Annotated in this window: 19 protein-coding genes; 11 read left to right on the top strand and 8 right to left on the bottom strand. The window is 37.4% G+C overall.

Going from position 1 to position 23,433, the window contains the following annotated elements; translation table 11 throughout:
* Positions 1-61: 61 nt before the first annotated feature.
* Positions 62-415, top strand: a complete 354-nt coding sequence (locus ACM40_RS18430) for an MmcQ/YjbR family DNA-binding protein (RefSeq protein ID WP_048504253.1) — start codon at positions 62-64, stop codon at positions 413-415.
* On the opposite strand, the gene ACM40_RS18425 is transcribed toward ACM40_RS18430, so the two are convergent.
* Positions 412-1,332 (bottom strand): bifunctional riboflavin kinase/FAD synthetase, encoded by a 921-nt coding sequence (locus tag ACM40_RS18425; protein WP_048504512.1) that lies wholly within the window; start codon positions 1,330-1,332, stop codon positions 412-414. The genes ACM40_RS18430 and ACM40_RS18425 overlap by 4 nt on opposite strands.
* 202 nt (positions 1,333-1,534) lie before the next feature.
* Here ACM40_RS18425 and atpD point away from each other — a divergent pair, with 202 nt between their 5' ends.
* From atpD to ACM40_RS18410, 3 genes are all read left to right on the top strand, one after another.
* Positions 1,535-3,043 carry a F0F1 ATP synthase subunit beta gene (gene atpD, locus ACM40_RS18420; RefSeq protein WP_048504252.1) on the top strand — a complete coding sequence of 503 codons (1,509 nt, stop codon included), beginning with the start codon at positions 1,535-1,537 and terminating at the stop codon, positions 3,041-3,043.
* Between the two features lie 83 nt (positions 3,044-3,126).
* A complete protein-coding gene (locus tag ACM40_RS18415; protein WP_048504251.1) occupies positions 3,127-3,408 on the top strand; it encodes a FoF1 ATP synthase subunit delta/epsilon in 282 nt (93 codons plus the stop codon).
* Positions 3,409-3,489: 81 nt separating this feature from the next.
* Positions 3,490-4,308, top strand: a complete 819-nt coding sequence (locus tag ACM40_RS18410; RefSeq protein WP_048504250.1) for a hypothetical protein — start codon at positions 3,490-3,492, stop codon at positions 4,306-4,308.
* Positions 4,309-4,617: 309 nt separating this feature from the next.
* Here ACM40_RS18410 and ACM40_RS18405 read toward each other — a convergent pair whose 3' ends face one another.
* From ACM40_RS18405 to ACM40_RS18390, 4 genes are all read right to left on the bottom strand, one after another.
* On the bottom strand, positions 4,618-6,807 hold the full coding sequence (locus tag ACM40_RS18405; RefSeq protein WP_048504511.1) for a B12-binding domain-containing radical SAM protein: 2,190 nt from the start codon (positions 6,805-6,807) through the stop codon (positions 4,618-4,620).
* Between the two features lie 143 nt (positions 6,808-6,950).
* The gene (locus ACM40_RS18400; RefSeq protein WP_048504249.1) at positions 6,951-7,847 is read right to left on the bottom strand and encodes a DMT family transporter; all 897 of its coding nucleotides are present in this window, start codon (positions 7,845-7,847) and stop codon (positions 6,951-6,953) included.
* Positions 7,848-7,921: 74 nt separating this feature from the next.
* Positions 7,922-9,193 (bottom strand): aminotransferase class I/II-fold pyridoxal phosphate-dependent enzyme, encoded by a 1,272-nt coding sequence (locus tag ACM40_RS18395; RefSeq protein WP_185097204.1) that lies wholly within the window; start codon positions 9,191-9,193, stop codon positions 7,922-7,924.
* A gap of 81 nt (positions 9,194-9,274) precedes the next feature.
* Positions 9,275-10,312, bottom strand: a complete 1,038-nt coding sequence (locus ACM40_RS18390; RefSeq protein ID WP_048504247.1) for a PLP-dependent cysteine synthase family protein — start codon at positions 10,310-10,312, stop codon at positions 9,275-9,277.
* A gap of 222 nt (positions 10,313-10,534) precedes the next feature.
* On the opposite strand from ACM40_RS18390, the gene ACM40_RS18385 reads away from it, so the two are divergent.
* From ACM40_RS18385 to ACM40_RS18375, 3 genes are all read left to right on the top strand, one after another.
* Complete coding sequence (locus ACM40_RS18385) at positions 10,535-14,020, top strand: DUF2723 domain-containing protein (protein ID WP_048504246.1); 3,486 nt, start codon at positions 10,535-10,537, stop codon at positions 14,018-14,020.
* A gap of 90 nt (positions 14,021-14,110) precedes the next feature.
* A complete protein-coding gene (locus ACM40_RS18380) occupies positions 14,111-15,598 on the top strand; it encodes a hypothetical protein (protein WP_048504245.1) in 1,488 nt (495 codons plus the stop codon).
* A gap of 113 nt (positions 15,599-15,711) precedes the next feature.
* Positions 15,712-16,239, top strand: a complete 528-nt coding sequence (locus ACM40_RS18375; protein ID WP_048504244.1) for a DUF1697 domain-containing protein — start codon at positions 15,712-15,714, stop codon at positions 16,237-16,239.
* Positions 16,240-16,296: 57 nt separating this feature from the next.
* On the opposite strand, the gene budA is transcribed toward ACM40_RS18375, so the two are convergent.
* The 3 genes from budA to ACM40_RS18360 form a co-directional block, all read right to left on the bottom strand.
* A complete protein-coding gene (budA, locus tag ACM40_RS18370) occupies positions 16,297-17,130 on the bottom strand; it encodes an acetolactate decarboxylase (protein WP_228376218.1) in 834 nt (277 codons plus the stop codon).
* 1 nt (position 17,131) lies between these two features.
* Positions 17,132-17,914 (bottom strand): SDR family NAD(P)-dependent oxidoreductase, encoded by a 783-nt coding sequence (locus ACM40_RS18365; protein ID WP_048504243.1) that lies wholly within the window; start codon positions 17,912-17,914, stop codon positions 17,132-17,134.
* A gap of 71 nt (positions 17,915-17,985) precedes the next feature.
* Positions 17,986-18,888 (bottom strand): helix-turn-helix domain-containing protein, encoded by a 903-nt coding sequence (locus ACM40_RS18360; RefSeq protein WP_053077132.1) that lies wholly within the window; start codon positions 18,886-18,888, stop codon positions 17,986-17,988.
* 120 nt (positions 18,889-19,008) lie between these two features.
* Here ACM40_RS18360 and kdsA point away from each other — a divergent pair, with 120 nt between their 5' ends.
* The 4 genes from kdsA (at position 19,009) to ACM40_RS18340 (ending at position 23,367) form a co-directional block, all read left to right on the top strand.
* On the top strand, positions 19,009-19,818 hold the full coding sequence (gene kdsA / locus ACM40_RS18355) for a 3-deoxy-8-phosphooctulonate synthase (RefSeq protein WP_048504242.1): 810 nt from the start codon (positions 19,009-19,011) through the stop codon (positions 19,816-19,818).
* Between the two features lie 178 nt (positions 19,819-19,996).
* Complete coding sequence (locus ACM40_RS18350; protein WP_048504241.1) at positions 19,997-22,201, top strand: TonB-dependent receptor plug domain-containing protein; 2,205 nt, start codon at positions 19,997-19,999, stop codon at positions 22,199-22,201.
* 196 nt (positions 22,202-22,397) lie between these two features.
* Positions 22,398-22,778 (top strand): HYC_CC_PP family protein, encoded by a 381-nt coding sequence (locus tag ACM40_RS18345; RefSeq protein ID WP_228376217.1) that lies wholly within the window; start codon positions 22,398-22,400, stop codon positions 22,776-22,778.
* A 115-nt stretch (positions 22,779-22,893) separates the two neighbouring features.
* A complete protein-coding gene (locus ACM40_RS18340) occupies positions 22,894-23,367 on the top strand; it encodes a DUF3347 domain-containing protein (RefSeq protein WP_048504240.1) in 474 nt (157 codons plus the stop codon).
* Positions 23,368-23,433: the final 66 nt, after the last annotated feature.

Genomic DNA, 23,433 nt, shown 5'->3' with positions numbered 1-23,433 from the left:
TTAAATTTACTAAATTTGAAATTAATATCAATGATCATTAATCACTATCAATCATAAATTCATGGATGCCAACGAAGTTTTAGATTATTGCCTGACAAAAAAAGGAGTTACGGAAACCTTTCCTTTTGATAATGAAACGCTTGTGATGAAAGTCGGGACAAAAATGTTCCTGCTCATGTCCTTAGAAAAGCAGCCGTTAAGTATCAATGTAAAAACCGACCCTGAGTGGAGTGCAGAACTCCGCGAACAGCATCCGCAGATTACCGGGGCATTCCATATGAACAAAACCCATTGGAATTCTGTACTTGCAGACGGATTGAAAAGAGATTTGATCTTTAAACTGATAGACCATTCTTATGAATTGGTATTTAATTCACTGACCAAAAAAGCGAAAGAGGAAATTGTAAATAGTTAAAATTGAAACTCCTGGGTCAGTCTTTTATCTTCATCCAGTCTTTCAATAAGTTTTTCAAGACCTTCAAACTTAATTTCGTCATGAAGAAAATCTCTGAATCTTACCGTGATCTTTTCATCATAAATATCGCCTTCAAAATCAAGGATATAGACTTCAACGGTTAGCTTCTCTCCATTTACAGTAGGATTGGTGCCGATGCTGAGCATTCCTTTATATGACTGTCCTTTTACTTCAGCTTCTACAATATAAGCTCCTTTTTTGGGAAGAAGTTTGATCAATTCAGTTTCAATATTGGCAGTAGGATAACCGATGGTTCTTCCAATCTTTTTCCCGTGAACAACGTTTCCGGAAACAGAGTAGGAGTAACCCAGCATTTCATTGGCTTCCTTAATGTTTCCTGTTAAAAGAGCATTGCGAACTTTGGTGGAACTGATATTGTTTTCGTGGATATTGATGGCTTCCATTTGCTCCACAACAAAATCCAGTTCTTTTGAAAGTTTCTGAAGAAGCTCGAAATTTCCACTCTTATTTTTTCCGAAAGAATGGTCGTAACCAATAATAAGGTATTTTACATTCAGTTTATCAATCAGGATCTGGCGTACAAATTCTTCTCCGGTAAGGTTTCTGAACTCTTCATCAAATTCTTTCAGGAATAAATGATTGATGCCGTATTTTTCAATCAGCTGTTTTTTCTCTTCCAGCGTATTGAGAAGCTTGAGATCTTCATTCGGGTTAAAAACAAAACGGGGATGTGGCCAAAAAGTAAGGATAGCTGTTTCCAGATTATTCTTGGTGCCCACATTGATCAGTTCATCAATAATACTTTTATGTCCCAGATGTACTCCGTCAAACATTCCTAGAGATAATGCTAAAGGCTTTTGAGAGGAATAATCTTTAAAATTCTTGAAAATTTTCAAAACGGAAAAATTTGACTGCAAATATAAAGATAATGTACCAATGTACCAATTTAAGAGTTGACCAATCTTTCCAGAACCTATCATCGTTATATTGCTAAATTGATAGACGGGGATATTGTAAAAAAGTATGATAAAAATCTTTTTTTTACCAATTGTGGGTTTATGAAGAATCATTATATTTGCACCAAGAAAAAATTTAGCAATGGCAAACCAAATTAAAGGTAAAATTTCTCAAATTATTGGTCCGGTAATCGACGTTGTCTTCACAGATGTGGAAGCAGTTCCAGCAATCTACGACGCGTTAGAAATTACAAAAGGAAACGGTGAAAAAGTAGTCTTGGAAGTAGAGCAGCATATTGGTGAAGATACAGTAAGATGTATTGCAATGGATGCTACAGATGGTCTTCAGAGAGGACAGGAAGTAATCGGATACGGTAATCCTATTACAATGCCAATCGGTGAAGCTGTAAACGGAAGACTATTCAACGTTGTTGGGGATGCTATCGACGGACTTCAAAATATTTCTAAAGAAGGTGGTCTGCCAATTCACAGACCAGCTCCAAAATTTGATCAACTTTCAACTTCTGCAGAAGTTTTATTTACAGGTATTAAAGTAATCGACCTTATCGAGCCTTACGCAAAAGGAGGTAAAATTGGTTTGTTCGGTGGTGCCGGTGTAGGTAAAACAGTATTGATCCAGGAGTTGATTAACAATATTGCAAAAGGACACGGAGGTCTTTCAGTTTTTGCCGGAGTAGGTGAAAGAACGAGAGAAGGAAATGACCTTTTGAGAGAGATGCTTGAATCAGGTATTATCAAATATGGCGATGATTTCATGCATTCTATGGAAAACGGAGGTTGGGATCTTTCCAAAGTAGATTTGGAAGCTATGAAAGATTCTAAAGCTGCATTCGTTTTCGGACAGATGAACGAGCCGCCAGGTGCAAGAGCGAGAGTAGCCCTTTCAGGTCTTACATTGGCTGAATATTACAGAGACGGTGGTGAAAGCGGACAAGGTAGAGACGTACTTTTCTTCGTAGACAACATCTTCCGTTTTACACAGGCTGGTTCTGAGGTATCTGCACTTCTTGGTCGTATGCCATCAGCGGTAGGTTACCAACCGACTCTTGCTTCTGAAATGGGTGCGATGCAGGAAAGAATTACTTCAACTAAAAATGGTTCAATTACTTCAGTACAGGCGGTTTACGTACCTGCGGATGACTTAACTGACCCGGCTCCTGCAACTACGTTTGCTCACCTTGATGCAACTACGGTACTAGACAGAAAGATTGCTTCATTAGGTATTTATCCTGCAGTAGATCCGTTGGCTTCTACTTCAAGAATCCTTGCTCCGGAAATTATCGGTAACGAGCATTATGACTGTGCACAAAGAGTAAAAGAAATTCTTCAGAGATATAAAGCGCTTCAGGATATCATCGCGATTCTTGGTATGGAAGAACTTTCTGAAGAAGATAAATCAGTTGTTTACAGAGCTAGAAAAGTTCAGAGATTCCTTTCTCAGCCTTTCCACGTAGCAGAACAGTTTACAGGTATTCCGGGATCATTGGTAGACATCAAAGATACTATCAAAGGATTCAACATGATTATGGATGGTGAATTAGACCATTTACCGGAAGCTGCTTTCAACCTGAAAGGAACTATCGAGGAAGCTATCGAAGCTGGACAAAAAATGTTAGCTGAAAACGCTTAAGAAAATTTTAAATGTTAAATTTTAGATTTTAGATTGAAAAATCATTTAAAATTTAAAATCTATAATCTATAATTCATAAAAAAATGAATATAAAAATTTTAACACCAGAATACGTAGTTTTTGAAGGAGAAGTAGACTCTGTATTGTTGCCGGGAAAAAATGGTGAATTCCACATCATGAAAAACCACGCAGCTATTGTTTCTTCTTTAATCGGAGGTAAGGTGAAGCTTTTTACTTCTTCAGTAGAAGAGTCTTATGCTAAAAACTTTACCAAAGAAAATGAGAAAGACTCTGTTTTTTCTTATCCTATCAAAAGCGGTGTTGTAGAATTTAATCATGATAAAGGAATCATCCTTTGTGAATAATTAAATGAAAAGCTAAATATATTTTCAAGAAAGTGTAACTTTGGTTACACTTTTTTTTATGTTGTGTAAAAGTCTGATTGTATGAAGAAAAGCATAATCATATTCTTTACCGTTCTGGGAGTCCTGTGCAGTGCCCAAAATTTCAAAACCAAAAGAGGTATCATAAGTCTTGACGGTGTTCATGTCGCCAAGATCGCCAACAAATCCAATATCTATACATTCATGGATCTGAATGATACCCCCATGTATACCATAGAATTTATCGATAAAAGCATAGTAGACTCTGTAAGAGATAGTTATATTAAACTAAACAGGGTTTATAACCGTGACAAAACCATAGAGCTGGATTATATTTCTCCGTCAGCATTTTCCGGTGAAGAAAAATCAGCGGTATATACCTCAATAAAAGGGTTGAAAATCATTGACAACAAAGGAATCAATATCAAAAACCTGGATGAGATTTTCAAAAATGTACCCAAAAGGAAGCTCGATACCAAAACCAAAGATGCCTATACCACCCGAAGCAAAATTGATAAAATGAATATTGAGGTCAATAAAGTGGGAGAGATCATCAGTAACGGGGTTCCTGTAGGATATTTCACCAATCTTCCGGTAAGTTTTGGTTCTGAAGATACCATTACAGACAAAACGTTTGTAGATATTGAAATCTACGATGCTAAAAGTAAGTACATTGGAAGATATATTACCACCACAAAACAATTAAAAACTGCCGGTGGAAAAACTTTCACCATTTACAGGGAAATGTCCGGCAGGGCATCTGTTTTAAAATTCCCGACCTATAAGGCTATTGCCGAGCGGTTGGCCATTATGGATCCGAATTTTATTAAAATACAGGATAAGGTAACCGTAGGTCCTGTTTCAAAAGAAACTTCCAATTAATGAGATCCGATTAAAAAATTTTATATCAATAGGAACGGGCTTTAGCCCGTTTTTTTATTAGATCAAATTTCGCCTGGCCTATAGAAATCTTTTTGATCATTTGTTGGGATTTATTTTATATGTTATGCTTGGGTAGCCCCTCCAGAGGATGGAAATACTTTGCCGCTTTATTAGATGATGGCGAGAAATTTTGTTTTATGTTTTTTGTGAATATTATGATCCTGTCAAAACGGATTTTATTCATTCAGAAAAATAAAACTAATAGAAAATTCCTCAATTTTAAAAATCCCTGAGAAAAAACAAAAATTTTTATAAACTTAAAATCACACCATTTTCTTTAAGCTGATGAATAGGCTTTGAGAACCAGAATAATTCGAAATCATCAAAATTTTCTTCAAACTTATTCTTAAGTTGCTGAGCTGTAATCTTTTTCGGATTTTCTATAGAATTTTCTTTCAGTACATTCAGAAGCCACTCTGCTTTATCCTGCTCCAGATCTATCTTTATAATGTTTGTTTTTAAATGGAATGTAAGAAGCGTATATGTACCGGAGTGTTTCTTTTTATTTTTTACACGATTCTCAGCGATTACGTTTTTCGTTAAAAAAACAACTTTTGAGTTGCCTTTAAACCCAAATTGATTTTCATCCAGAAGACAGTCATGAATATGGTCAGGATGAATGGTTGTTCTCGGAATTTTAAAATCGAACCATTCCTGAAGCGGGATTTCAAAATTGATTCCGTGCATATAATTGAAAAGAGACTTTTTCAGGCCAAAGCTGAATTTATTGTGATCGATTCCTGTTTTGTCTTTAAAATCAATATCATTGTTGGCAAACAGAATTTCTTCCTTCACGGGAGTCACTCCGAATTCTTCAGGATTGATTCCGATGGGTGAGTGAGCGGTCATGGCAAACTGATGCCAGAATCCACTTTGCAGAATTCCCATTTCGAACATTTGTCTTACCATTTCCAAAGAGTCCACCGTCTCCTGTACAGTTTGAGTAGGATATCCATACATCAGGTAAGCATGAACCATAATCCCTGCTTCTGTAAAATTTCTTGTCACTTGTGCAACCTGTTCTACGGAAACTCCTTTTTCTATTAATTTCAATAAACGGTCACTGGCCACTTCAAGGCCTCCGGAAACTGCAACGCAGCCTGAAAGCTTTAGGAGATAACATAAATCCCGGGTGAAACTTTTTTCAAAACGTATATTCGTCCACCAGGTAACAACCAGGTTTCTACGCAGAATTTCCAGAGCAACTTCCCTCATTAAAGCGGGTGGTGCTGCTTCATCCACAAAATGGAATCCCGTCTCACCAGTGGTTCTGATAAGTTCTTCCATTCTGTCTACCAATATTTTGGCAGAAATGGGTTCATAGATCCTGATATAATCCAGGGAAATATCACAAAAAGTACATTTTCCCCAATAGCACCCATGAGCCATCGTCAGCTTATTCCATCTTCCGTCACTCCATAAGCTGTGCATCGGATTGGCTATTTCAATCACAGAAATATATTGATCCAGCTTAAGGTCGGTATAATCGGGAGTACCGATTTCAGCCTGTTTATAGTCGTGCCGTTTGGAATTATTTTTATAAGTGACTTTTTGATCTTCAACTAAAATTGTTCTTTTGTATTCCGCAGTTTCGGCAGGAATATTTAAGTTTTCGTAAAGAAGTTCAAGAGGAACCTCGCCATCGTCAAGAGTAATAAAATCAAAAAATTCAAAGACTCTCTGATCCTTCACTTCTCGCAGTTCGGTATTGGGAAATCCTCCACCCATTGCCGTCTTAATATGTGGATAATGTTTTTTAATGTATTGGGCACATCTGAAACCTGCATATAGATTTCCAGGAAACGGAATGGAAAAACAGACTAATTTAGGCTGAACGAGCTCTAAGTTTTCCTGAAGGATTTTTAAAGTAAAATCATCAATAAATGTCTGATTACCTGATAATTTAGAGTATAATTCATCAAATGAATTGGCACTTTTCCCCAGGCGTTCGGCATATCGGCTGAATCCGAAATCCGGATCAATATTTTCAATAATATAATCTGAAATATCCTCTAAATATAAAGTGGCAAGATGTTTGGCTTTGTCCTGGAGTCCCATGTTTCCAAACGCAAAATCCATATCATCCAGCTGGTTGAAACGGGAGGCTTCAGGCAGGAAATTCATGCTGCAGATTTGTCTTGCCAGCGTAGGGTTTTTCCCTTGCAGAAAAGGAATAACCTGATCTATCGTCTTTGAATATTCTTCCCGGAGCGCATAAATTCGCTGTGAGTTCTCCGATATTTCCTGAAGATTAATTTCTGTGCTGAAAATTCTCTCCAATCCACTTTTTGAAAACAATTCCAAAATAACATCAAGCCCCAGATCAATCTGATAGCTGGAAATATTTTTGGTATTCAGAAAACCTTTTATATAAGCTGTTGCCGGATAAGGAGTATTGAGCTGGGTAAAAGGCGGAGTAATAAGAAGGAGATCTTTCAACAGAAAATTTTTCAAATTAGTTATTAATCCGGATATAAAATATTGATTTACATTGTTTTAATGCTTTTCAGCTTGACCAGATTCTATTTGCAAAGATAGTTAAATTGTATTGTATGCTGCAACGGAGCTAACAAAATTAATGTTTATACATTTTCTAAAATCTCGCTACGCTTTGATTTTCTATGGTCTGCAATCACATTCAGAATAACACCCATAAGAATCAGGGTAATACCGATAAGTAGGTTTACAGTAAATCTTTCATGAAACATTAAAACACTTACCATTACAGCAACCACCGGTTCCAGAGCTCCTAAGATAGCAGTGGGAGTGGAACCGATATATTTTATGGCATAAACCAGGCACAGGCTGGAAATTACAGTCGTCAGAAAAGCAAAAACAATAAAATTAAAAAAGATAGACAGGGAAGGAATGGCAAAAGATTCTCCTTCTGTGAAACCTTTTATCATGAAAAATCCTGAAGTGAAAAGCATAGAATAAAAAGAAAGCTTAAACCCGGATACCTTCATATCCGATTTATTAACGATCACCATATAAAGTGCATAAAACAGAGAGCTCAGCATTACTACCCCCAACCCTGCAAAATTAATCTCCAGGCCTTTTTCTTTTAAGCATAAAACAATAACACCTGCAAAAGCTAAAAGCAAAGACCCTACAGACAGTCTGGTAAGCTTTTCCTTATAAAAGAAAAACATAATCAAAGCAACAATAACCGGGTAAATAAATAGAACGGTAGAAGCAATTCCCGGTGTCAGGAAATCATAACCGATAAATAAAAACTCTGAGGAAAGAGCATAGCAGACTCCCAAAACAGCAAGGATCAGAGCTTCTTTCTTATTGATCCTGAAACTCTCTCTGGAATATAACAGGTACCCGCCAACCATCATGGCTGAAAATAAAAATCTATAGAACAAAGTAATGTCCATAGAAAAATTGGCTTGCTTGAGTGGAAGGATAAAAATAGGAATCAGCCCGAATGAAACGGATGACAGAATTCCTAACCCATAACCTTTGAACTTCATTGTTATTATGATTTAAAATAAAACGTTCCATAAAAAAACCACTGAAAATTTTCAGTGGTTTTTATCTTTTCTCATTAAATCGGTTTGAAACTTAAGCCCTGCTCCTGCAGCAGCTTCTGTTCCTGCTCTTTATAATGACCACTTACTAATTTATCATGAATAGCTTCAAACGCAGCTAATGTTTCATTAATCTCTGCGTCTGTGTGGGAAGCGGTAGGAATTAATCTTAACAAAATCATTCCCTTTGGAATTACCGGATAAACCACTACGGAAGTGAAAATTCGGTAATTTTCTCTTAAATCTTTTACAAGAAGAGTAGCTTCTACCGGAGTTCCCTGCATCATGACAGGAGTTACGCAGGTATTGCTGTCCCCGATATTAAATCCTCTTTCTTTAAGACCGTTCTGAAGTTTATAAGTATTTTCCCAAAGTTTAGCTTTGATTTCAGGTCTTGTTCTTAACAGTTCCAATCTCTTTAAACCTCCGATTACCATTGGCATTGTAAGAGATTTGGCAAAGATCTGAGATCTTAGGTTAAATTTCAGATACCTGATAATTTCTTTATCACCTGCTAGAAAAGCTCCGAAACCTGCCATAGATTTGGCAAAAGTAGAGAAGTATACATCAATCTGATCCTGGCATCCCTGCTCTTCACCAGCTCCGGCTCCTGTTTTTCCAAGAGTTCCGAATCCGTGTGCATCATCTACTAATAATCTGAAGCTGTATTTGGATTTAAGATCACAGATTTCTTTAAGTTTCCCCTGCTGTCCTCTCATCCCGAAAACCCCTTCCGTAATCACAAGAATACCGCCTCCGGTTTCTTCTGCTACTTTCGTTGCTCTCTGAAGGTTTTTTTCCAGACTTTCAATATCATTGTGTCTGTAGGTAAATCTTTTTCCGGAGTGAAGTCTTACACCGTCTACAATACAGGCATGCGAATCCACATCATATACAATTACATCATTTCTGCTCACCAAAGCATCAATGGTAGAAACCATTCCCTGGTAACCGAAATTCAATAAATAGGCTGAATCCTTTTGTACAAAATCCGCCAGCTCTCTTTCCAGCTGAAGGTGCTGATCCGTTTCACCGGACATGGCCCTTGCACCCATAGGATAGAACATCCCGTATTCTGCAGCAGCTTTGGCATCAGCCGCTAATACTTCAGGGTGATTACATAATCCTAAATAGTCATTGGCACTCCAGAAAATCACTTCTCTTCCCTGAAACTGCATTCTCGGACCGATAGGTCCTTCTAGTCTTGGGAAAATAAAATAACCTTCACCGTAATCTGCAAACTGTCCAAGAGGTCCTGGATTTTCTTTTATTCTTTCAAAAATATCCAACATTTTGTATCGTAATTTTAAGTAAAAAAGCCTTTCCTGTAGAACACAAAAGGCTTGATTTGTATCGTGGTTTATTTAAATCTATTTAATAAATTCTGTCTTGAAAACTTCATCGTAGTTATGTACGCAGTTATTTACAAAACCTTGTTCGGCCATCCATTTATCGCTGTATACCTTTGTGATATATCTCGATCCGTGATCAGGATAGATTAATACTATAATATCATCTTTGGTCAGCTCATGAGACTGTGCATACTGGATAAGGGCCTGGGTAACAGCCCCTGTGGTATATCCTCCCATGATAGCTTCTTTAAGGGCTATTTCACGGGTTCTGTAGGCAGACATTTCATCATTTACCCTTACAAATTCATCTACCTTGTCAAAAAGCAGGGCAGAAGGGATCAAATTTTTCCCCATTCCCTCAATCTGATAAGGATGAACATCTTCTTTATGGATCTCTCCCGTTTCATGGTAGCTTTTCAGGATAGACCCGTCAGCATCCACACCGATAACCTTGATATCAGGATTCTTTTCTTTCAAAAATTTACCTGAACCGGACAATGTTCCACCTGTTCCAGTGCAGGCAAAAAGGTGGGTCACCTTGCCTTCTGTCTGCTCCCAAATTTCAGGACCTGTAGTCTGATAGTGTGCATCAATATTCAATTCATTGAAATACTGATTGATGTAAACTGAATTGGGTGTTTCTGAAGCTATTCTTTTAGCAACCTCATAATAAGATCTCGGATCATCTGCAGCAACGTTGGCAGGGCATATGTATACCGTAGCCCCTAATGCTTTCAAATAAGCAATTTTCTCAGGCTTTGTCTTGTCGCTTACCGCCAGAATACATTTATATCCTTTAATAATACAGACCATCGCAATAGAAAACCCGGTATTTCCTGAAGTAGTTTCTACAACTACGGAATCTTCCTTTAATAAACCTTTCTTCTCAGCGTTTTCTATAATATGAAGTGCTATTCTATCTTTTGTGGAATGTCCAGGATTATATGATTCTAACTTGGCATAAACGGTTGCAGGAATATCTTTTGTAACAGTATTAAGCTTCACCATAGGAGTATTTCCTATTAGGCCAAGAATATTATCGTAAACATTACTCATTATTTGTTATTTTCAATAAAAATATGACCGCAAAAATACAAAAAAATAAATAATTACTAAACTTTTGTTTGATTTCAAGCCTGTGATTCAGCAAAATTTATTTTCTGATTTGCAATCTTAGCTGAAGTACGATCGCAAATACTACGCCAAAATTTTTAAATTTTGTTAAAAACACCACAGAATGGTATAAAAGCCTTATTTTCGCGTAATTGATTTTATACTATGAAAAATTGGACTTTTAGGCAATGGAACACCGTTTTAGGATGGGTGATTTTCGTCATTGCATTTTTCACGTACTTGTCGACCATAGAACCTAATTTCAGTTTCTGGGACTGCGGCGAGTATATTTCCTCTGCGGTAAAACTTGAAGTAACGCATGCTCCCGGAGCAGCTTTATTCCAGATTGTGGGTGCTGTGGCAGCCATTTTTGCTTTAGGGAAAGGTGAAAATTATTCTATCGTAATCAATGCAATGTCTGCATTGTTCAGTGCGCTGACGATTTTATTTTTATTCTGGACGATTACCCATTTTGTAAGACGGCTGTTGAACAAGGATTTTGATGAAGTGACCAAACACCAGGAAATTTCCATTCTTTTTGCAGGAGCTGTAGGAGCTTTATGCTTTACTTTTTCGGATACATTCTGGTTTTCTGCAGTAGAGGGAGAAGTATATTCCATGGCTTCCATGTTTATTGCTTTACTTGTTTGGTTAATTACCAAATGGGAGAATGAATACCTTGCCAAAGACAGCGAAAGATGGATTATCCTTATTTTCTTTGTATTAGGACTTTCTGTGGGAGTTCACATGATGTGTATGCTTGCAGTTCCGGCAGTATGTTTAGTGTATTATGCAAGAAATTATAAATTTACCTGGAAAAATTTTATCTGGGCGAATGCCATTACGTTGGGAATTCTGATCATTGTATTCAAGATCATCTTCCCATTAATCATGACGATGTTCGGAAGATTGGAAATATTCTTCGTCAACGGACTTGGACTTCCTTTCCATTCAGGAACCATTGCTGCATTTATTTTAATGGTGGCAGCTTGTTACTTTATAATTAAATATGCAAGAAAAGCCAAGAAAAATATATACCAGACTGCTGCATTGTCAGTAGTGTATATGATCATCGGGTTTTCATGCTGGATGGTTATTCCTATCAGAGCGAATGCCAATCCACCGATGAACCTTAATGATCCTGATACCGCCATTGGTATGCTGGATTACTATAACAGGGAACAGTACGGTGACTGGCCGACTATTTACGGTCAAAACTATACCGCTTTCCTTGATGCCAACGGAATTGAGAAAAACGAGGACGGAAGCTTCAAAACAAAGAAAACCGGTGAAATCTACGAAAAGGACGAAAAAACTGGAACCTATAGAAAAACAGGTGACCGTTTCAATTATACATTCAGTAAATCTCAGGTGAGTTTAATGCCAAGGATGTTTAATGAAGATAAAGATGTGATGGCGAACTATATTTCCATGTACGGAGCTCCTGATTTTACATTCAACTACGCCAATGAAGATGTAGCAGATAATCCGCAGGCTAAGCAGATTTTTGACGAACTGAGAGGGAAATATGAAGATAAAAGCATTACGGCAGCCGATTACCTGAAGGTTAAACCATACAATTTAATTAATGTTCAGAAGCCTTCACTGGCCCAGAATATGGATTATTTCATTACTTTCCAGAACGGATATTACTTTGTAAGATACCTGATGTGGAACTTCGTGGGAAGACAGAACGACCTTGAAGGAAATATGGAAAACACAAAAGGAAACTGGATCTCCGGAATTTCTTTTATTGATAATGCATTGCTTGGAAACCAGGATAAAATGCCTGCCAAATTCAAGAATGAAAGTACAGTAAAATTCTTCTTTTTACCATTAATTTTAGGATTGATCGGTTTCTTTTTCCAATTGAACAGGGATTTTGGAAGATTCTATTCCTTGCTTTCATTATTTATTTTAACCAGTGTAGGAATCATTTTCTATACCGGTGTAAAACCTTTCGAACCGAGAGAAAGAGATTATGCAATGGTAGGCTCGTTCTACGCATTTGCAATCTGGATTGGGCTTGGAGCAGCGGCTATTTTATGGTTTATCCAGTCAAAAGTAAAATCCAACGGAGCGAATATTGCATTAGGAGTAGTTTTATTGGGCGTTCCCTTCATGATGGGATTCCAGAATTACAATGTACACGACAGAAGCAACAGATATACCGCTTATGATTATGCCTACTCGGTATTAAAATCACTTCCTAAGAACGATATTTTGTTTGTTTACGGGGATAATGATACTTATCCGGTATGGGCTATCCAGGAAACGGAAAGATTCAGAGATGACGTGAAGGTGGTTAATTTCACTCTTGCTTCAACTCCATGGAACTTAGATCAGGTTAAAAGAAAAACATATAACGCAGCAGGAATTCCTAGTGAGCTGACTCACGAAGATTATAGAGACGGCGTCAATGATCAGATCTATATGATGAAAAAAGAAGACTGGGAAGGAGTTTTCTCCATGCTGAAAGAGCAAGGTGTTTCTGATACTCAGTTCGGAGCCTTCAGAAAATACCTGACACAGGATTCATTGACATTGAAAGAAGCTATTGATTTCATCAAATTCAAATCTCCTGAAAAAGATGAGCTTTTAAAAATGTACTTCGGAGAAGAGAAATATGAAAAATATAACATTCTTCCGGTGAATAAATTCATCCTTCCTGTTAACAAAGAAAATGCTTTAAAAGCAGGAATCATTACCCAGGCAGACCTTCCGAATGTGGTAAACCAGATCATGATTACTTACAAAGGAAATACTCTTTATAAAAATAACCTGATCCTGATGGATATGCTGGCGAATTTCGACTGGAAGCGTCCGGTTAACTTCTCATCAGGGGGAATTTACGACAGCGAAAATATCTTCTATCTTGATGAATATCTTCAGTTTGACGGATTCAGCTACAGACTGGTTCCTATCCACACCACTCAGAATGCAGATGGAGATATGGGTAGAGTAGATACCAATTCTTTATACAATGTGGTGAAAAACTTCAGATGGGGTAATTTTAAAGATCTGAACGCTCACTTTGATGAAACCGCTACCTCCAATATTATGAGCTACAGAATGTCGGCGAGCAGAGCAGCTTCAGCATTGGCATTAAGCGGACAGAAAGCTAAAGCCGTGGAATTGCTTGATCTTGCATCAAAAGAAATCCCGGCAGAGAAGTTTAATGATCCACGTTCATTAAGCTCTATGGTTACCGGATATATCATTGCGGGACAGGAGAAAAAAGGACTTCAGCTGGCAGAAATCCTTAAAAAAGGTATTTTTGATGAATATGATTATTATTTAAGCCTTGCCCCGGCTGATCAGAATTTTGCCAGAAGACAGATGAGAGCAAAGCCGATGGAATATTCTCTGGTGGTAGGTGCGGTTACAGATGCCTACAAGAAGCTGGGACAGAATGAAAAAGCATATGCCTATCTTGTAAAATCCATAGAGCCGATTGATAAAAAGTTCAATGCTTTCATCAAAGATCTTCAGCAGATGGGTAAAGAAAAAGCAAGGAATGAATCTGAAAAGGTACAGAAAATCACACCTTTCTACCAATATCTGTTTGATGTGATGGAACCTTATGATTCTACCTATTCAAAAGAGAAAGAGGATCAGATCACCACAGCAATTATCAAAGCAACGCAATAAATAGTTAACAAAAACGGAACTTCGGTTCCGTTTTTTTGTTATTGGGTTTCATCAATTTTAAGATTATATTTGTGGAACTAAAAATGCGTGATGGCAAAAAATAAAAATAACAGACTCCCAATCTATGCTGTAATTTTTACGGTAATTTTTAAACTTCTCTTTTTACTGACCCACTATATCCAGGAAGATGCATTCATTACCTGGAGAGTAGCCCAGAATCTTCTGGATTATGGAGTGATAGGATTCAATGGAGAAACCAGAATTTCGGCTTCTACCACCCATCTGTATGTCTTTGTATCTTATTTTTTCAACCTGATTTTCGGTAAAGAACATTTTGTTGAACCCCTCCTGATTTTTAATTCCATACTTTTTACGATAGGAACCTTGTTTCTTTCCCATCTTACCCTTAAAAATCCGTGGCACAAAGCTATTTTTATATTTTTAATAGGAATACTGCCGCCTGCCATTAAGATTTCTATACTGGGAATGGAATATGGAATTCTTTTCTTCCTGGAAATGGCGCTTCTTTATTACGGTTTCAGCAAAGGCAAAAAGTGGGCACTGATCCTTTTGCCCGTTTTGATAATGTTTACAAGGATCGATACGGTTATTTTCCTGGGAATTGTATTTCTTGTCGATGTTTTTTGGAACAGAAAAATCAGATGGAACTATGTTTTCGGAGGAATTCTGGGTCTTGTATGGACACTTTCCTTCAACTGGCTTTATTTCGGAGAACTGGTCAACAATACCATTGTGGCTAAAAAGCTCCTTTACGAACACCATTTTACCTTCGCTCAAAATCTCAAATATTTCTTTATAAGCTTCGGGAATTTCTGGGGAATGCTGAAACTTCCCGGCAACTTCAATCCGGCAACCATTGTTATCCTGATTTTTGAACTGCTGTGTTTCATTTATCTTGTAAGACAGAGAGACAAAAGGAATTATTTTTTATGGATGATCTTTATTTTCGGTTGGGTGAAACAGATTATTTTTATCTCACAAAAGAGCTTATTTGATTGGTATTACTGGGTTCCACAGCTTTTACTTTTTGTTCCGGTCCTTATTTTTGTTTTGGAACAGAAAGAAAGACGGAATTTATGGCTGTCCCTTCTGGTTGTATTTTATATTCTTCCGATGACTCTTTTCCAGACTATACATTCCATCGCGACAGGAAACGGAGAGTGGAATTACCGCAGAAAAATCGGATTGTTTCTGAATACTTACGAAAAAGATAAAAACCAATGGATCCTTCTGGAACCCGCCGGTTATGTACCCTATTTTTCTGGATTAAAAACGATTGATGAAGTAGGATTGGTCGACAAACAGATCCAGACTGAAATAAAGAAAGATAAACCTCATTACTGGATCAATACCGTAAAAAACAGAAAACCGAAATATCTTCTTTCCTATAAAAACCTCTTTGAAGGAGACGATGCAGAATACTATCAGGCTCATTATCAGCTTCTGAAAGAATTCAGGATAAAGGAGCACCTGAAAAGCGACAATAAAATCTTAGAAAAAATCTACCATTTTAAACCGTCAGGAACAGATTATAATTTATATGTAAGGATTAATTAAAAAGATTAAAGAATTAAAGCATTAAAAAATTTGTAGAGAAAGAAACAACCACCCTCAAACTCTATTACTCTCAAACCCTAATACCCTCAAACCTATAACCTAATCCCTAAAAAATGAAATACTGTGCTTTTCTCCGCGGCGTGAACGTAAAAGGAACCAATATGAAAATGGCTGATGTATGCCAGGTTTTTAAAGAAGCGGGTATGCAGGACGTAAGTTCAATACTGGCTTCAGGAAATATTGTATTTTCTTCTGATAAGAAGACTGCAGATCTGAAGAAAATTTTAGAAAAGGCGATGTCTGATCATTTTTCTTATGAAGCATTTTTATTTATAAAATCTCAGGAAGAAACACAAGTCTTCTGGAATAGCGTTCCCTTCGAAAAAAATAATGATTTGCATACATATGCTTTTGTAGGAAATCCCGGGGTGGAAAATGTTCTGATGGCAGAATTTGAAGCTGCTTCCAAAACCGAAAACGAAAAAGCAGTGATTGTCAAAGATATATTTTACTGGCAGGTCCCAAAAGGAAATACGCTGGATTCTTCTTTTGGAAAGGTTTTAGGTAAAAAGAGCCTTAAAGATCAGTTCACCAGCCGGAATATGAATACTTTTGAGAAGATTTTGAAAAAAATGGATTAAAAAACAGGTTTTATACAATAATAAAACCTGTTTCTCAAAATTTAAAACCTATTTAAACTATTTTCTCTTTTCCAGAAGTTCAAGGGATTCATTATTTTTTGTCTCAAATTGAAAATTCTGAAAATCTTTATTTCCTGAAGTTTCCAATCTGAAACTTTCTAACGGAGCTATTTCTGTTTTTAAATTTTCACCTTCAAAATCCAGCACATGTCCACCGTTTTTTTTGTCTGATGAAATAAAATGAAAGTGAAAGCCTTTGACATTAATTCCGTTTAAATATTCAGGGAGATAAAAACCAACCAGAGTACCTTCAGTATTTGAAAAATCAAAGATCTTTTGCCTGTCAGCAATAGAAGTGAGGGTAGGAAACGGCTCTTTTTCTACAGGAGGAAAAGCTCTGGTCTTCACATAAGCAAACTTTCCTGTTATTTTAATGGCAAACATTGCATTTTCACCTGGCAGAATTTTATTTATTTCCTGCAAAGCCTTCTGATGATCCACTTTATTTTTAATAGTGAAGACACGATCAGGCTTGAAGAACGTTACAAAAGCTAAAGATGACTTAAACTGATCTGCGGGAATAACAGTCTGGCCTGTAGCTTTTGTCTGGTATACTTGTCCGTCCAATAGGGTAAGCTCTCCGTCCAGCATATCAGGAGCTCCCAGGCCGAAGTCACCTTTTGATTTTAAATTCTCAAGCGAAAGGGTTCCCTTGTAAAGTCCACCTATAAATGCATCAGCAATTCCATGCTGATAAAGCTGATTGTATTTCACCGATTTCATTGGATGATCCGTTGCTATATTTTTAAGTAAGGAATTGTTGTTGTTCGTCTGTTGTGCATTGAAGTGATGACTTGCTGCCCATACAATGAGATAAAAGATATTTTTCATTTTATCGCTGTCCTCCAATAGCCAAACCTCCATCTACCAGGATACTTTCGCCCATTACAAAAGAAGCTGCGGAGCTGCTTAGCCATATAACTAGTTCTGCTACTTCTTCAGGAGCGGCAAAACGTCCTATCGGAGCATGCTTTTTAAATGGCTCTATTGCTTCTTCAGCATTTTCTCCCGGAAAAAACCTGTCAAACATGGGAGTACGGATGTATCCCGGCTGAATGTTGTTGATACGGATGCCTTCAGATGCGATTTCAACCGTCAGAGCCTTTGTAAGCCCGTCTACTGCAGCTTTACTTGCCGAATACACTGCCGAGCCGGAAGATGCTCCTCTGGCCAGCCATGAAGAGGTGTTGACAATTGCTCCGCCGGTTCCCTGCTTTTTAAACTGTTCAATTTCATATTTGCAGGCCAGCCAGATGCCTTTGGTATTGATATTCATTACTCTGTCAAATTCTTCTTCAGAAGTGTTATCAATGCTTGAAAACTGCCCTTCAATTCCTGCATTATTGAATGCGATATCCAGTTTCCCGAAGTGCCTGATGGTTTCATTAATCAGATGCTGAACCTGATCGCTTTTTGAGACATCTGTCTGTACAAAATGTACATTCGGACCTATGGCGCGCAGTATTTCCAAAGCATCATTTCCCTGCTGCTCCCTGCGGCCCGCAATAACCACCTGTGCACCGTTTTTTAAAAATAATTTTGCTGCGGCAAGGCCGATACCTGTCGTGCCTCCCGTAATTAATGCTGTTTTTCCCTGAAAAGTAGGATGTGTCATAATTCGTTATTTAGAATGACACAAAGTTCGTCTGTACCGCTATAGAATAATTATGCAGAACAAATCAAAGATTATGATTTGGAAAGAATTCTTTTTCTGAACTGATTGGGAGAATCTCCGATCCTTTTCTTGAAAGAAATAATAAAATTGGAAGAATGTTCAAACCCCAGAGAATAAGCAATTTCATTGACACTCCAGTTGCTGAACTGTAATAAGGATTTTGCCTCTTTGATGATCCGTTCGGCAATCCATTCTGAAGTCGTTTTGCCTGTTGTTTCTCTAAGCGCCTTATTCAGGTGGTTGGTATGTATATTGAGCTGTGTGGCAAATTCGTTTGCATTTTTTAATAGCATAGCATTATTTTGGCTAACCGGGAACTGATGTTCCAGAAGCTCTGAAAATAAAGTACTGATGCGTTCCGCAGCATTCGAATGCTGGCCATACGTTTGTGGCGGCTGCATTTTCATTGCCTCATGCATAATGATCTGTATGTAATTTCTGAGAAGGCTGTGCTTATTATCATAATCCGAATGAGCTTCATTCAGCATATTTTCATAGAGATTTTTCAACAGCTGTACACTGGCTTCATCCGGAAAAAAGATATGATCTCCGCCTGCTCTAAACAGAGGTGATTGTGATAAACTTTCACTTTTCAGTTCCTGGCTTACGAATTCCTCCGTAAAAAGGCAGAAATAGCCGGTCTGTACTGAAGATTCAGGTTCCCAGGAATAGGGAATCATCGGATTGAGAAATACAATAGAAGGTCTGTCGATCCTGATAAACTTATCAGCATAGCTCAATATTCCTGTTCCTTCGCACATCATTGATATTTTATAGAAATCTCTGCGGTAAACAGGTTTTAAGCTTTTGCTGCACTCAAAATCTTCTCTGCGGTAGACGTTACATTGACTATACTGATCATGCTCTCTTCCGTGCAGATCATAAAATTCTTTCAAAGTTTCTCTCGCTTTCATAGGATAAAGGTATAAAATAATAAAACACAACCCGTAACCAGGAATGGTTAAAGCCCTCAAATAATTTTCGATTCTGAAACTTTATAAGTATTTTTACTGAACTTTTTAATCAAAATAAAAATGATCCAGTATTTAGATAATATCCAACACAAAGATTCAAAAAACTTTTTCCTTATTGCCGGTCCGTGCATCATTGAAGGCGAAGATATGGCACTGAGAATTGCAGAAAAAGTAATCAGCTTAACAGACAAATACAATATTCCCTATATTTTCAAAGGAAGCTTTAAAAAAGCTAACAGAAGCCGTGTAGACTCTTTTACAACCATCGGTGAAGAAAAATCCCTTGAAATTCTTAAAAAAGTAGGAGAGACCTTTAATATTCCTACGACAACAGATATTCATGAAAATGAACATGCAGCTTTAGCCGCACAATATGTTGATGTGCTTCAGATTCCTGCGTTTTTGGTGCGTCAGACCGATCTTTTGATAGCTGCAGCAGAAACCGGAAAATGCGTAACCCTGAAAAAAGGACAGTTCCTTTCCCCTGAATCCATGAAATTTGCCGTTCAGAAAATCACAGATTCCAATAACCAGAAAGTAGCTATCATTGAAAGAGGAAATTCTTTCGGATATACAGATCTTATCGTAGATTACAGAGGGATTCCTACGATGAGAGAATATGCACCTGTTATTTTGGACGTTACCCATTCATTGCAGCAGCCTAACCAAAGCTCCGGCGTTACAGGCGGAAGACCAGATCTTATCGAAACCGTGGCTAAAGCAGGTATTGCTGTAGGAGCAGACGGGATTTTCATTGAAACCCATCCTACACCGGAAACCGCTTTGTCGGACGGGGCCAACATGCTAAGATTGGATTTACTGGAAGATTTGTTGCAAAAATTAACAAGAGTCAGAGAAGCAATTTTATAATTTTTTAAGGCTTATTTAAATTCAAGAATTGCTTTCCGGATGTTATATTGAAAGGAAATTTTTTTTTAAATATGATATTTGGATGATTTTAACTTTCTGGATTCGAAATGTTAAATAAAGTTTAAATAAGTTAAAATAAAATTTATATATTCACGTTTGAAATTTTAAAGCATTTCTTTTGAAAAAACTAGTTTTACCGTTGAGCCTTATTGTTCCCATGCTTATTTTCTCTCAAAACAGAAAAAGAGATACGGCAGATAAAGTAACCGATATTGAGGAAGTCGTTTTCCAGAAAAAAGTTGTCGGAAAAACGAACGACATTACCAATGTCAAAATTTCAGCAAAGGACGCTAAAGGAGTTGCTTCCATAGGAGGAGGAATCGAAGGTATTCTTAAAACACTTCCTTCTGTAAACTCCAATACCGAGCTGTCTTCACAATATATGGTACGTGGCGGAAACTATGACGAAAACCTTATCTACATCAATGATATTGAGATCTACAGACCTTTTCTGATCAGGAATTCCCAGCAGGAAGGAATGAGTATTATCAATCCTGATATGGTTTCGACGGTCAACTTCTCTGCCGGAGGATTTGAGCCGAAATATGGTGATAAAATGTCGTCGGCACTCAATATTTACTACCGTGAACCTGAAAAATTTGAACTTTCGGGAGAAGCCAGTTTGATAGGAGGAAGACTGACAGCAGGTCTGGCATCAAAAAATAAAAAGCTGACCGCTTTGTTTTCAGGGCGATACAGGAATACCAACCTTGTCCTGAATACATTGAACGAGGATACGGACTTTAACCCCACTTACTGGGATTTCCAGTCGTACATCAACTATCATCTCAGCGATAAATTCTCCATGTCATTCATTGGATATTACTCCAAGAATGATTATGAAATGGTTCCGAAAGCCAAGAGTGTAACTTTCGGGAGCCTTCAGCAGCCGATTACAGTTAATATCGGCTATGGCGGAAAGGAGCAGGATATGTATAAAAATATGATGGGAACTTTCTCCCTGAACTTTAAACCTTCAGATCAGTGGAAGTTTACATTGGACAGTTTTGCCTATCAGAACAGGGAAAAAGAATATTATTCTATCGCTTCAAGCTATGAGATCCAGACTTTTGATCCTATAACAGGCGATCCGGTTCCTTCTTTTGATGGGGGCGGACAGATAGAACACGCCAGAAACGATCTGTTTGTGAGAACTTATGGAACCCAGTTCAGAGCAAAATTTTCTCCAAATATCAATACTGATATAGAAGTAGGCGTTAAATATGAAAAAGAAAACCTGAGTGATAATACCAACGAATGGAAGTTGGTAGACTCTTCAGGATACAGTATTCCGCGGCCTATTGATGATCCGAGAACCGGGGAATCAGGAGACCTGGAACTTTTCTATCAGATTGCCGGGAAAAATAAAATAGAACCTTCAAGACTTTCTGCCTATGCGCAGTATTCCCAGAAATTTTACTGGGGAGCCAGTAAGGTATTCGTGAATGCAGGAGCCAGGGTTTCCAACTGGAGCTTTAATAAAGAAACTATCTTTTCACCAAGATTCCAGTTTGCCATAAAACCTGACTGGGATTCGGATATGCTCTTCAAGCTTTCGGGAGGGATTTATTACCAGGCACCTTTCTATAAAGAAATCAAAGATCTGGACGGAAACTTTAATTCCAATATCAAATCTCAGCGTTCCATGCAGCTGATCCTTGGTCACGACTATGAATTCTATATGTACGACAGACCGTTCAAGTTGACTACGGAAGCGTATTATAAGAAGATGGACGACCTGATTCCTTATTATATGGATAACGTAAGAATCCGCTATTCAGGTCAAAATAATGCTTCAGGATATGCGTATGGTATTGATACAAGATTGTTTGGGGAATTTGTTCCGGGTGTAGATTCATGGCTGTCTGCCAGCTATGCAAGAGTCTATGAAAATATTGACGGAAGAGGAAATATTCCGAGACCTACCGACCAGAGATTCAGGTTTGCTATGTTCTATCAGGATTATATGCCGAAATTCCCGTCTATGCGTGTCAACCTTACTTTGGTATACGCTATGGGACTTCCGAACGGGGCACCTGTTTTTACCGATCCTTACCAGTATCAGAGAACATTACCTGCTTATAAAAGAGTCGATTTAGGGCTTTCAAAAGTATTCATTGATTCCAAAGACAAGAAAAAGCGTTACGGTTTTTGGGGTAATTTTGAGGAATTAACCTTAGGAGTTCAGGTTTTCAATGCATTTAATATTAATAACACGGTGGCCAACCAGTGGATCACGGATTACAATTCAAGTGTAATGTATCCGGTTCCGGTGCGTCTTACAGGGCGCTTCTTCAATGTAAAACTTGAATTTAAACTGTAAAATAGAGGTTAGAAATTAGATTTTAGAAATTAGTTAATAACTCAAGAGTAAAAATCTGCTCAATCTGCAAAATCAGCGAGAGAATAGAAAAGGCTTCTGAAAATTTCAGAAGCTTTTTTATTTTGCTGAATTTTATAACAAGTACACAGAATTTTATAACACAGGTTTCAGAGATATTTTTAACTTTGCTCTATCAATGAAAAAGATTCTTGCCATATTATTCTCTGTTTTCTATTTTGGATTTTCTTCCGGAGCAGCTTTCAGTGTACATTTCTGTATGGAGGAATTTGTTTCCATAAGCCAGAAAACCACCGATATATGTGGAAAATGTGGTGTTAAAGAAAAAAAAGGATGTTGTAAAACCGAAATCAAAGTTGTAAAAGTAGATGATTCCCAGAAATCGGATTTGCTTAAGATCGACTTTTCAAGCCAGATCGCCCCAGCATTCATACAGCATGAATTTTTCTTGATAGACAAATCTTTTTCAGCTTCAAAATTTACCCAGATAAAAATCAACGGTCCGCCAGAATACAGGCCGGTTCCTATTTATATCAACCATTGTAATTTTAGAATTTAAAAACCGTCCGTTGTCTGGTTCAGTCAGATGATTGCGCTTTCACAGTCAACAGGGTTCAACGCATTATGCGTTTCAATTATTCTTTATTAAAAAATTAATTCTAAAATTTAAAACAATGAAAAAGTATATCATTACAGCAGCATTCTCTTTATTCTCTATTATTTCACTTTCTGCACAGTCTAAAAAAGATGCCCAGGTTTCAAAACTGTACCAGAACTATATCGCCATTAAAGCTGCTTTAGCTTCTGATGATGCAGATAAAAGTTCAAAAGCAGCGGCGGAATTCATCAAAACGGCTTCAACTGTTGATTACAAATCGGTTTCGGAAGGAAATCTGAATATTTTAAGAAAAGATGCTACAGTAATTTCTGATGCAAGAGATATTACAGCGCAAAGAGAAACCTTTTCCAATCTTTCCGAGAATATGATCGCTTTGACAAAAGAGTTTAAGCTTTCAGAAAAACCGGTTTATGTACAGTATTGTCCGATGGCAGATTCAAGCTGGTTAAGTGACGAAAAACAAATCCTGAATCCATACTATGGAAAATCCATGCTTTCTTGCGGAAGTGTAAAGTCGGAAATAAAATAAGTATTATATTTTATTATAAAACAATAGGTTGTATAGCTTAAGCTCTAATTTGATTTAAGCTGTACA

Source organism: Chryseobacterium sp. BLS98, from assembly GCF_001045445.1.
In the GTDB taxonomy this organism is placed as follows: domain Bacteria; phylum Bacteroidota; class Bacteroidia; order Flavobacteriales; family Weeksellaceae; genus Chryseobacterium.
The sequence above is the reverse complement of the archived record's forward strand: the minus strand, read 5'-3'. Positions and strand labels throughout refer to the sequence as shown.